The 11904-nt window shown below is 69.7% G+C and carries 10 protein-coding genes; 4 read left to right on the top strand and 6 right to left on the bottom strand.

Annotated features, from left to right (window positions below):
* The first annotated feature begins 38 nt into the window (after window positions 1-38).
* A complete protein-coding gene (gene eccD / locus ACIP5Y_RS43600; RefSeq protein ID WP_400359384.1) occupies window positions 39-1499 on the top strand; it encodes a type VII secretion integral membrane protein EccD in 1461 nt (486 codons plus the stop codon).
* Window positions 1500-1665: 166 nt separating this feature from the next.
* The gene (gene mycP, locus ACIP5Y_RS43595; RefSeq protein ID WP_400359383.1) at window positions 1666-3114 is read left to right on the top strand and encodes a type VII secretion-associated serine protease mycosin; all 1449 of its coding nucleotides are present in this window, start codon (window positions 1666-1668) and stop codon (window positions 3112-3114) included.
* Here the strand turns inward: mycP and eccB are convergent.
* A complete protein-coding gene (eccB, locus tag ACIP5Y_RS43590; protein ID WP_400359381.1) occupies window positions 3111-4589 on the bottom strand; it encodes a type VII secretion protein EccB in 1479 nt (492 codons plus the stop codon). The genes mycP and eccB overlap by 4 nt on opposite strands.
* Before the next feature lie 113 nt (window positions 4590-4702).
* Here eccB and eccE point away from each other — a divergent pair, with 113 nt between their 5' ends.
* Entirely contained in the window at window positions 4703-6340 is a 1638-nt protein-coding gene (gene eccE / locus ACIP5Y_RS43585) for a type VII secretion protein EccE (RefSeq protein ID WP_400359379.1), read from the top strand.
* Here eccE and ACIP5Y_RS43580 read toward each other — a convergent pair.
* The 5 genes from ACIP5Y_RS43580 to ACIP5Y_RS43560 form a co-directional block, all read right to left on the bottom strand.
* Window positions 6330-7511, bottom strand: a complete 1182-nt coding sequence (locus ACIP5Y_RS43580; RefSeq protein WP_400359378.1) for a Cmx/CmrA family chloramphenicol efflux MFS transporter — start codon at window positions 7509-7511, stop codon at window positions 6330-6332. The two genes, eccE and ACIP5Y_RS43580, sit on opposite strands and share 11 nt — an antisense overlap.
* A gap of 86 nt (window positions 7512-7597) precedes the next feature.
* On the bottom strand, window positions 7598-8170 hold the full coding sequence (locus ACIP5Y_RS43575; protein ID WP_400359376.1) for a TetR/AcrR family transcriptional regulator: 573 nt from the start codon (window positions 8168-8170) through the stop codon (window positions 7598-7600).
* A gap of 49 nt (window positions 8171-8219) precedes the next feature.
* The gene (locus ACIP5Y_RS43570; protein WP_400359375.1) at window positions 8220-8780 is read right to left on the bottom strand and encodes an NADPH-dependent FMN reductase; all 561 of its coding nucleotides are present in this window, start codon (window positions 8778-8780) and stop codon (window positions 8220-8222) included.
* A 9-nt stretch (window positions 8781-8789) separates the two neighbouring features.
* Complete coding sequence (locus tag ACIP5Y_RS43565; RefSeq protein WP_400359374.1) at window positions 8790-10352, bottom strand: NAD-dependent epimerase/dehydratase family protein; 1563 nt, start codon at window positions 10350-10352, stop codon at window positions 8790-8792.
* A 128-nt stretch (window positions 10353-10480) separates the two neighbouring features.
* Window positions 10481-11299, bottom strand: a complete 819-nt coding sequence (locus tag ACIP5Y_RS43560; RefSeq protein WP_400359372.1) for an S-methyl-5'-thioadenosine phosphorylase — start codon at window positions 11297-11299, stop codon at window positions 10481-10483.
* Between the two features lie 78 nt (window positions 11300-11377).
* Here ACIP5Y_RS43560 and ACIP5Y_RS43555 point away from each other — a divergent pair, with 78 nt between their 5' ends.
* Window positions 11378-11740 (top strand): metal-sensitive transcriptional regulator, encoded by a 363-nt coding sequence (locus ACIP5Y_RS43555; protein ID WP_400359370.1) that lies wholly within the window; start codon window positions 11378-11380, stop codon window positions 11738-11740.
* Window positions 11741-11904 lie beyond the last annotated feature (164 nt).

Raw genomic sequence — 11904 nt, 5'->3', positions numbered from 1 at the left:
CGCGGCTGCACGACACGACGACAAACGTTGGGGGACGTGTGACACAGGCACGACCGGATCAGCTCGAGGACCTCCGCGGCACCGTCCGTGCCCCCGATCTCGCGCGGGTCACCATCCTGGCCAAGCACACCCAGGTCGATATGGCCATCCCGGTGGACGTCCCGGTCGCGCTCGTCATCCCCAGCGTCGTCGATATGGTCGCCCAGCACGGGCGCGCCAATGACTTCGACAATGACGGCGAGCAATTCGAGCCGCACGAGTGGGTGCTCGCCCGCATCGGGCAGTCGCCGTTCTCCAACTCGCTCAGCCTCGCCGAACAGCAGGTCCGCGACGGCGAACTGCTCATGCTGGAGAGCGCCGAACACACCGCGCCCGCACCGCTGTTCGACGACATCATGTACAACGTCGCCAATGCCGACGCCGACCGCTTCCGCGGCTGGACCCCGAGCACCGCCCGCCGCACCGGCTCGATTCTCGCGGTCCTGACCATGCTGGCCGGTTGCTTCGGCCTGCTCGCCACGCCGGATGCCCTGCCCGGCTGGGTGAGCGGCATCGTCGCCGCCTTCGTCGCCGTGCTGCTGGTGATCGCGAGCATGGTGCTGAGCCGCATGTACGCAGACACCGCCAGCGCCCTCGTCCTCGGCGGCTGCGCGCTGCCACCGGCTTTCAGCGCGGGCATGCTCTTCGTACCCGGCTCCTACGGCTGGGCGAATATCCTGCTCGGCGCCGTATTGACCGGCGCCACAGCGATTCTGGCGTGGCGCGTGAGCGGCGTCGGCCTCGGACTGTTCATCGGCGCGGCCGTCCTGGCGCTCTATGCCGCCCCGGCCGCACTGGTCGGACTGCTCACGGAGGTACCCGGCAAGGCCATCGGCGCGGGCGCCGCCGCACTCGGACTGGCCGGATTGTCGCTCGCTCCAAGGCTTTCCATGCTGCTCGCCAAACTCCCGCTGCCCCCGGTCCCCGCTCCCGGCACCCCCATCGACCCGACCGAGGACGACCCCGACGATCACCGCGCCCTGCCGACCCTGGAGGCGCTGCGCATCAAATCGGAACGCGCCCGCAAGTACCTCGCCGGCCTGGTGGCCGCCACCACCGTGGTGGCCGCCGTAGGCGCGGTCGCCGCCGTCGAACCCCGCGCCCACATCCCATACTGGCCGGGGCTGGCCCTCGCCCTGGTGTGCGCGGTGGTCCTGATGTTCCGCAGCCGCACCTACGCCGGCGCCGAACAAGCGGTGGTCCTCATCGCGGGTGGCGCCGCAATCCTGTTGACCCTCTTGGTATTCGCCTCCTTCACCGCCCACCGGCCTCTCGCCGTCTTCGCCGCCGCCCTGGTCCTCCTGATCGCCGCGCTGGTCCTGGGCATCGTCGTCCCCCGCCGCCAAGCCACCCCACCCATGCGCCGCGCAGTGGAGCTGCTGGAGTACACCTTCGTGGCCGCGATCGTGCCGCTGGTGTTCTGGGTGACGGGCCTGTACACACTGGTCCGCGGGCTGTGAGCCGACCGGTCCCATGGCACGTCACACCGTGAGCGGCAGCGATTTCCGCGCCCACCCGCACGCGCCGCTCGGACCCCCGCCGACGGGCCGGCCGGCGACGATCGCCGCACTGGCCCCTACCTCGCGTCGGAGTTCCGCTCCAGTCCGGTGGAACCGCGCCCTGCCTATGCACCGCACACCCGGTGCCGCCTGGTGGCGCGTTGCCGGGGCCGCATCGATACTCGCGCTGAGCGTTTCGATCGGCGGTACGGAACCGGCTGCCGCTCGGGCGGTGCCGGGCGTGGCTCATCTCGCTCGGCCGCCTGCCATCGATCCGGGTCTCTTGCCTCCGGGCGGTCCGGCGGCGCCGCCCGGTGAGACCGAGCATCCGGCGAATTCGCCGTGCATAAGCACGCAAACCGGTGGCGATGGGCCGACCGTTCCCGCGACCCAGCGCACCCTGGATCTGCCGCAGGCGTGGCAGTTCTCGCGTGGGGCAGGGGAATTGGTGGCGGTGATCGACACCGGTGTGTCACCGCATCCGCGGCTCCCGGGTCTCATTCCGGGCGGCGATTATGTGGCGGCGGGTGGCGACGGCACCGAGGATTGCGATGCGCACGGCACGCTCGTAGCGGGGCTGATCGCGGCGACGCAGGTGGACGGGCAGGGGTTCGCGGGTGTCGCACCCGATGCGCGGATCATGACCATCCGCCAGACCAGTGCGCTCTATCAGGCGAAAGGCGCGGGCCAGGGCAAGGGGCCCGACGATATGCCCGACGGCTACGGCAAGATCTCCGCGCTCGCCTCGGCGGTGCGCCGGGCCGCCGATGCGGGGGCGCGGGTCATCAATATCTCGCTGGTGGCCTGCCCGACCAGCGAACCCGACGGTCCCGAAATGGGGGCGCTGGGCGCGGCCGTGCAGTACGCGGCGGTGGAGAAGGATGTCGTGATCGTCACCTCGGCGGGCAATAACGACACCTGCAAGGCGAGCAATCCGGGGTGGAATCCCTTGCAGCCCAATGCGGATCTGTGGAATAACGTGTCGTCGTACGTGGCCCCGGCGTGGTGGGACGACTACGTATTGTCGGTGGGCTCGGTGGATGCGTTCGGCCAGCCCTCGAAGTTCACCGTGCCCGGCCCATGGCTCGGCGTCGCCGCACCGGGCGAGAACATCATCTCCCTGGACCCGCGCAGCAATGGCCTGACCACCGCCAAGATCACCAATCAGGGTCAGGTGACGCCATACAGCGGAACGAGTTTCGCGGCGCCGTATGTGTCCGGGGTGGCGGCGCTGGTTCGTTCACGCTTCCCGGATCTGCGGGCGTCCGATGTCGTCAAGCGGATCGAGTCCACCGCCCATGCGCCGGGCGAGGGCTGGAATCCCTATATCGGTTACGGCACCGTCGATCCCGTCGCCGCCCTGACCGCCGAGGTGCCGGGTGATCTCCCGCCCAAACGGCCGAATCCCGCCGCGGACAAGCAATTACCGATCCCCGTGCCACTTCCGGCGCCCGATCACACCGCCCGCAATGTGGCTCTGATCGGCAGCGGCGTCATCGTGCTGCTGCTGGTACTCGGCTATCTGGCGTCGTTCCCCCTGCGCCGCCGCTTCGGCCTGCACGAGGACGATATTTAATTCTGGGTCTTCACCGGGTCTTTCGCCGGATTCGGATCCGGCGCGACCCCGTCGTGCGCCACCATGGCCGCTTCCCGGCTGAGTGTCGGCCCCGGTGCGAGCAGTCCCACGATCTGCCACGGCGCGGGTTCGGGCCGCACGCTCTGTGGATCCATACCCAGCGCCTTGGCCGCCTCCAGGTTCTGAATGCCGTACCGGACACCGTAATCGGAGACGAAGTAGAGACTGTCGTGCCGCTGACTGTCCGGTTCGAGCCCGGTGGTCTGCACGTACGCCCCGGCGCCGGGCTTCATGTAGAACGAATCCGCCTTGTTGCCGCTGCCGTCGGCTTGCGCCAGCGGAACCAGCGCGGCACGGTCGGGAATCGGCACGGCATGCCCGGTGAGCACGGTCAGCTCGGCGTGTGTGGAGCCGTCGGATTTGTCGGCGGCCTGCACCGGCTTCCAGGACATGCAGTCGGCGGGCTGATCCTTGCCGTCCACCAATTCGGGTGCGCGATCGGGATATCGGGATACCGGCAGCGCCGCGGAGACGGGTGCGCCGGTGCGGTCCGCCTGCGCGATGTGGTCGTCGGCGGCCGTGGATTTGTAGGCATTGCGAATGATGTCGGCGGTCAGCGGTGACACCTGCTGCAGCCCGTCGCCGAGCACCACGTAGTACTTGTCGTCGGTGCGCACCTGCACCACATCGCCGATGCGGTGGTCACCGATCGAATAGTTCGGTGGCGCACCGGCATTGTCGATGCGCGGCGGCGCCAGCGGCAGTACCTCGGGAATGGCGTTCAGCAGGCCCTCGCTGATGGGCCGCGGTGCCTGGCCGCGCAGGTCGAGGGCGTCGGCGACCGCGCGATCGTTCAGATCGAGCTGGGCGCGTTGATTGTCATAGACGAGGTACGTGTGGTCCCGCCCCTGCACGAGCAGCGCCTTCCCGGACGGCAGCGCCGACGCCTTGTCGCCGAGGTCCGGTGTCCCGGCGAGGACGGAGGTGGTGAGGTTGCGGCTGCCGTCATTGGCGAGCATGTCGCAGACGGTCCAGGCGCGGCCGTTCCCGCTGTTGTCGAAGTTCAGTGAGGCGGGGGCGCCCGGAATGCCGATGAGTTGTCCGCGTGGCTTCTTGGCCAGCTCGGATTCCTTGACGGTGGCGGGTTTGGCGGCCTCCCCGGCCGCGAGCCGCGCCGAGGCCAGGTTCAGGGCGGGGTGCACGACATTGTCGATGACCACGTAGACCGCGCCGGTGTCCTTGCCGAGCAGGATCTTGTTGCTGCCCAGTTTGTCCTGTGGTCGCAGTAGAGCTAATACACCGCAACCTGCCAGTGCGACGCACGCCAGGATCAATCCGGCCATGAACGCGCGTGATTGCGAGCGCATCGGGTCGTGCAGCATTCGCACATCCCGGCGGACCAGGGCGTGCTCCATGCGGCGGACCAGGAAGCGGTAACCGCTCACCTGCCATCGCGTTGTGGGTCTGGACGGCATCGAAAACTCCCCCGAGCAGGGAACAGATTCGCCGAATACAGTACATTTCCCCAGGACCTTGATTCGCGCGCGGTCCCGCCGAGGCGGGCCGGCACGGCAGTTGGGGGATGACGATGAGCGCTCGGCGCGGGCGGCGGCACCGGATCTCCGGGCATGCGTCGCTCACCGATGTGCTGGTGGCACAGCTGGTCGCGCTCGTCGTGCTGGCGGTCGCATGCCTGTGCGGGCTGCCGTTCCGGTGGGCGCTGGGCGTGGGTGTGGTGCTCGGCGGGCTGCTTCTAGTGGAATTGGGCAAACGAACAGTTTCCTCTTGGATCGCCACCCGCCTCCGCTATCGCTCCCGGCGCGGACGCGCCCCCGCGGACATCATCGACTTCCGCGCCGCGGATGGCCGCTCACTCGGGCTCTACCGCGACGGCAGCCGAGTCGTGGCGGTGGTCGAGGTACTGCCGCCCCGCGGCGGACTCACCCGCCTCGGGCGGTCGACGGTCCGGGCCTCGCATCTACTGCCGCTCGCGGAACTCGCGAAATGCCTGAGCCAGCACGATATCCGGCTCACCGGCATCGACATCGTCTCGCACGGATACCGCAGCCGCTCCGGTACGCCCGCCGGCGCGATCTACGAATCCCTGCTGGGCCCGCTGCCCGCGACCGCCCATCGCACGGTCTGGCTGGCCATCGCCTTCGACCCGCTCACCTGCCCGGAAGCGGCCGAGCGGCGCGGCGGCGGACTCGACGGGGCCTGCCGCGCGGTCACCATTGCCACGCGGCGCATCGTGCGCGCCCTCGAGGACGCCGACTGCACCGCCCGCCTGCTCACCGCACCCGAGATCGCGCAGGCGGCGCTGCAGGTGACCGCGGGCGTGGATCCCGCCGAGCTGAAACAGCATTGGCGCGGCGTCGATCTGAACAACAGCGTGAATATCGGCGCGGCAGTCGATCCCCGCGATATCGACTCGGATCTACTGGCCCGGCTGTGGGTTCCGGCCTCCCGCGGCACCACGGTGGCCGTGCGGTTGCGCCCCGGACGCGACGCCCGCACCGTGCGCATCGGCGCGGCCTGGCGGCTCACCACCCGCGAACTGCCGTTGGATCCCGTGCAGCAGCACATGATCTCCATGAACGGCCGGCAGCGCGAGAGCCTGCTCGCCCACCTGCCCTTCGCGGTGCCCGGTCTCGACGCCACCGTGCCCACGGCCGAACGCGGCATCGAGGACACCGATGCCCTGTGGCTGCCGTCCGCCGGCTGCGGCCAGCTCCTCGGCTCCGATGACGAGGGCAATGGCGTCGCGATACGGGTTATCGGCCAAGGCATTTCGAGTGTGTACGTGGCGGGTGAACTGTATCTGGCCCAGCAGTTGATCTTCCGGGCGCTGGCGGTCGGCGAACGGATTCTCATCCGCACCGACCGCCCCCAGACCTGGCAGCAACTGGTCACCACCATCGGCAACCCGGAGCGCCTCACCATCGCGGTCGAAACCCACCAGTCCGACACCGATTTCACCGGCGCGGTCGTGGACGGTGTGCTGGCCCCCGCACCGCACGCCGGCGTCACCACCCTCTATCTCACCGGTACTCCCCTCGGCTGGCCCGCTACCCGCCCGGACCTCTCGATCCACCAGCCCGACGCCGCGGGCAACCGCATCACCCTCCGCACCGGCACCACCCAGGTGGATCTCACCCTGGTCTCCATCCCGCGCGAATCCACCTACATCGGCCACCCGCGAGCCGCTCACGCTGTCACGCAATGACAGAAGGCTCAGCCACGGCAGCAGTGGCAGTGGCCGGACGCAGCGCCCGGGACCAGCCGACGAAGGCCAGCGCACCCACTCCGAGGGCCGCGCCGATCCAGGCGACGGACGGATAGCCCAGTCCCGCACCGATGGCCAGCCCACCCAGCCACGGACCGACGGTGATGCCCACGTTGAAGGCGGCCACATTGCCGGCGGGACCCAGCGTGACGGCGGCCGGGGCGAGCGTGAACACGCGGCTGTTCAGCACGGGGTTGGTGCCGAATGCGAAGGCGCCCAACAGGAATACCAGCACCACTACGGGCGCGAGGTGGTGCGCCGTCGAGGCCAGTAGCGCCGAGGTGACGATCACGCCCGAGATGCCGACGACCAGGGTCCGGGTGGGATGGGTGTCCGCCATCCGGCCGCCCACGGCGATGCCGAGCAGGCTGCCCGCGCCGTACACCGCGAGCACCACCGGCACCCAGTTCTGCGCCAGCCGCGTGGTCTCGGTGAGCAGCGCACCCAGGTAGCCGAAGGAGACCAGTTGTGCGGCGGTGGTCAGTACGGTCGTCCCGAACAGCAGCCACACCGGCCGGATCGCCAAGGCTCGCAGCTCCGCTCGCACCCGTGGCGGCTCGGCCGGGCGGGTGTCGGGCACCTTGGCGAAGACGGCGATCATGGCGGCGATGGACAGTCCCGCGACGGTCCAGAACGCGCCGCGCCAGCCGAGATGGTCGCCGATGAAGGTGCCTGCGGGCAGGCCGATGATGGTGGCGACCGTCAATCCGCCCGCCACGATGCTCATGGCCCGGCCGCGTGCGGTCTCGGGTACCAGCGCGATGGCGGTGGCCGCGCCGACCGACCAGAACCCGGCATAGACGAACGCGCCCACGATGCGGGTGGCGAACAGCAGCCAGTAGCTGGCGGTCGAGGCCGCGACCACGTGGGTGGCCGCGAAGACCGCGAGGAAGGCGAGCAGGGCGGTGCGCCGGGACCAGCGTTGGGTGGCGATGGCCAGTACGGGTGCGCCGAGCAGCATGCCGATGGCGAAGGCCGAGATCAGCAGTCCCGCTTGGGGTATGGAGACGTGCAGGTCATTCGAGATGCCGGTGAGCAATCCGGCGAGCATGAGCTCCGAGGTGCCCTGGGCGAAGATGGACAGGCCCAGGATGTAGACGGCCAATGGCATAGGTGTTTCCTTCGATCTCGGATCTCAGTTTTGGATCGATTAGTTCAAAACTTGCGCATGCGAAAGAGACTGCGCGACAGCATTGTTTACAGGCAGCTCAGCGCGGTATTCGCGATGCCTTCGAGGGTTTCCTTCCCCGCACCCCCGCGCGCCGCGACCCGCATACCGCCGATGGCGGCGATCACGAACTGCGCCAGATCGGTTGCGGCCCTGCTCTTGTCGAGTTCCCCGGTACGCTGCCCCGCGGTGATCATCGCGGTGAGGGCATGCAGCCGCCGCTCCTGATCGAGCTTCAGCAGCCCGGCGATCCCGGTATCCCGCGGGCCCATTTCGACGGTCGCGTTCACCACCAGGCACCCCAGCGGATCCTCGTGCGGCGCGTCGATCACCTGCCGGAACAGTGCGTGCACTTTGTCTTTCGCCGAACCCGGGCCGTCGAGCACGGCGAAGGTGCCCGAGTTCTTCTCGGCCATGTACCGCCGCAGTGCCCGCTCGAACAGATCGCGCTTGCTGCTGAAGGTGTTGTAGATGCTGCTGCGCCCCAGCCCCGTAGCGGTGCAGAGGTCCTGCGTCGAGGTGCCCTCGTAGCCGGCGGTCCAGAACGCTCGCATGGCGGCGTCGACCGCACGGTCCTCGTCGAACTGTTTCGGCCGTGCCATGGGCTCACCGTAGCACGTTTTGAAACGATTAGTACAAAATGGCGAGAGATCAGCCCGGATACGGATCGGCCGCCCGCGCGGACCGCAAAGCCCTTCCCCACCAGGCCAGTTGCCGCAGCAGCCGATCCGCCGCATCGATGGCGGCGCCGTCCTGGGTATTGCCCTCGGCATCGAATTTGCGCTTGGCCTCGTGGAAGCTCACGGTCTCCCGGATCGAGACCATATGAATCTCTGCGACCACCTGCCGTAGCTGCTCGACCGCCCGCAACCCGCCCGACAGCCCGCCGTAGCTGACGAATCCGATCGGCTTGGCTCGCCATTCCCGCTTGGCGCTGTCCAGCGCGGTCTTCAACGCGGCCGGATACCCGTGGTTGTATTCGGAGGTCACCGCCACGAAGGCATCCGCGGCGCCGACCCGCTCCTGAAACGCGCGCACCTCCGCGTCTTCGGTGAGATCCACCGGTAGGGGCGTATGCGCGAGGTCGATGACGCCCACCTCGAACGCCGCGTCCGCGTTCGCCGCACGCAGGAACCAGTCCGCCACCACCGGCGCGAACCGTTGCGGGCGCACGCTGGCGACGATCACTTCGAGCCGTAATGGGGCAGCCATACCGCGAGCCTATCGGGCGCGGACCGCATAATCGGCCAACCCGCGCGCCGGCGCGATCCGGGGCGTGAAATCCAATGCGCCCCTGGCTCGTTCGGAATTCGCCACCAGATGCCGGATATCGGTGATCCGATACTGCCCGGTCACCACCGGATCGGGCGCGCCCAAGGTCTTCGACATGATGGACGCCACCTCCCACAAGGTCAGCGGACGGCCGGACGCGATATTCAACGGCACGAATCCGGGCAAGGCCCGCTCGACCGCCGCCAGGGTCGCCGAGGCGATATCCCGCACGTGCACGAAGTCCCGCATCTGACCGCCGTCCTCGAACAGTCGCGGCGCCCGCCCCGCCGCCGATTCGGCCCGGAACCGGGCGGCCAGTCCGGAAGCGGCCGAGCGAGAACGGATTCCGGCCGCCGGATCCCCGTACACATGGTGATACCGCAGCACGGTCACCGCGGATCCGGTCCCCGTCGCCCAGGCCAGCGCATAATGCTCCTGCGCCACTTTGCTTGCCGCATAAGCGCTCCGGGGCCGCAACGGCGCATCCTCCCCCACCGGCTCCCAGGTCAGCAGCTCCCCCGTCCGTGGCGCCCGATGATCGAACAACCCCCGATCCAGGTCCGCCCGCCGCCGCAACCCAGGAAAGAACGGCCCACTCCGCACCCCCCGATACCGCCCCTCCCCATACACCGCCACCGAAGAAGCCAGCACCAGCCGCCCCACGCCCGCCTTCTCCATGGCTGCCAGCAGAACCGCGGTCCCCGCGTCATTGTGCGACGCGTACAGCGCCGCCCGCCGCATCCCCGCCTCCGCCGCTCCCGAGCCCACCGCCCGCTCGGCTCCGGTGGGAGTCGCCGCCGCGCCCACCACACGCTCGCCCTCCGTGGGGATCACCCCGGCACCTGCCGAGCGCTCGGCATCCCTGCTCGGCCCGCGCACACATGGCCCCGCACCGTGTCCCAGGTCATCGCGCCGCGCCTCGCGGGACTGGTCGCCGCCCGCGTCCTCTCGCGCATTCTCGTCGGCAGCCGCCGGCTGTCCGCTGTCGGTCGGCCCGTCCGCACCCCGCCCAGCGATGCCCCGAGCGCCCGCCGTCTTGCCCGCATCGCGGCTGCCGTCTCCGTCCTCCGGACTACCGGCGGCGGACGGGCCGGTCGCGGGGTCGCCGGTGGAACGACTCACTCTCGCAAAGGGATTCGATCCGGTCGCAGGGCCTGAGCCGCGCGACTCAGGGCCGGGAAGGCCGGAGTGCGCGTGCGGCGCGCCGCGGCGGGCCGGGCGGGCCGGGGGCTCGGGGAAGTCCGGGACGGGGACGGCGGCGGCGAGGTGGCAGACCACGTCGATTCCGGGCAGGAGCGCGTCCAGGGCCTCGGGGTTGCGGATGTCGACGAGGGAAACATCGTGCGGGAGGGTGGTATTGAGGTCGTGGGCGGAGTCGAGGAGGGCGTCGATGGCCACCACCTCGTGGCCGGCGGCGCGGAGGGCCTGGTGGACGTGGGAGCCGATATAGCCCGCGGCGCCGGTCAGCAGCACTCGTAATCGGTCGGCCTGGGGTCCTCCGCCGGCGCTCATCTCCTCAGCCTAGGCCCCCGCTATCGGGCGCGGCCGGGTGAACTCCGGCCGGGCGGCCGCGCAACGCAATCGGCCCGGTCACGGCCGTGCGGACCGGACCGGGCCGAAAGCAGTTCGGCGGGAGGCGGTTACTGCGGCAGTTCGAAGGGCAGCTGCACGCCGGTGCCGGTGAGGATCCGGCACTTGTCGCAGGTGTCGTCGCCGTCGACGGCGGCCACGGCGCGGCGGACCAGCGCCTTGAACGGCACCAGGTTGCGCTCGAATTCGGCGAATACGTTCGCGGCGCTGACGCCCTCACCGGATTCCAGTCCGGCATCCAGGTCGGTGACGAGAGCGATTGCGGAGTAGCACATTTCGAGTTCGCGGGCGAGCACGGCCTCCGGGTGCCCGGTCATATTGACCAGTTCCCAGCCCTGCCCGGCGAACCAGCGGCTCTCGGCGCGGGTGGAGAAGCGCGGGCCCTGCACCACGACCATGGTGCCGTGATCCTTCATCGGCAGCTCGGTGCCCGCCGAGGCGATGGCGGCGGCCCGCAGATCGGCGCAGTAGGGGTCGGCGAAGGACACGTGCACGCCGCCGGCGTCGTAGAAGGTCTGGTCGCGGCCGGAGGTGCGGTCGACCAGCTGGTCCGGAACGGCGACGGTGCCCGGCCCCCAGTCGGCGCGCAGGCTGCCGACGGCACAGGGACCGAAGACGCGGCGCACGCCCAGTGTCCGCAGCGCCCACATATTGGCGCGGTACGGCACGGTGTGCGGCGAGTACTCGTGCTTGCGGCCGTGCCGCGGCAGGAACGCCACCGAGCGGCCCTCGACCTGGCCGATGGTGATGGGCGCGCTCGGCGCGCCGTACGGAGTGTCGAGCTCGACGGTCGTCGCGTCGTCACCGAAGAAGTCATAGAACCCGCTGCCGCCGATGATGGCCAGCGAGGCCCGAGGATCCGAACTCATGCGCTGATTCTTGCGCACTCGTGCATGGATGGCGGCACCAGGGCGAACACTGTACCCTAGGGGGGTATCAACGACGGAATGAGGACGAATCCGGTGACCGACCAGCAGCCCACCGAGACCACCGCGAAAACCGCCGAGCAGCCCGGCCATGACCACGCCGGCCACGGCTACATCACCGCCAAGGACGACTACCTCAAGCGCCTGCGCCGCATCGAGGGCCAGGCCCGCGGCCTGCAGCGCATGGTCGAAGAGGAAAAGTACTGCATCGACATCCTCACGCAGGTCTCCGCCATGACCAAGGCCCTGCAGGCCGTGGCCATGGGTCTACTCGAGGACCACATCAGCCACTGCGTGGTCGATGCCGCCGTAGCGGGCGGCCCCGAGGCCGAGGCCAAGATCAAGGAAGCCACCGACGCCATCGCCCGCCTGGTCCGCTCCTAACGGACCGGCAACCGCCCGGCAAGCGACGATCGGCTCCGATTCCGCGGGCGACGACCGGCTTCCGCGCGCGACCACCCGGTTCCGGCCCGGCAAGCGACGATCGGCCCGAACTCCGTGCGCGACAACCGGCTTCCGCGCGCAACCACCCGTTTCCGGCCCGGCAA

It is taken from the genome of Nocardia sp. NPDC088792, assembly GCF_044750615.1.
Lineage (GTDB): Bacteria > Actinomycetota > Actinomycetes > Mycobacteriales > Mycobacteriaceae > Nocardia.
This window is presented reverse-complemented; position numbering and strand designations above follow the sequence as displayed.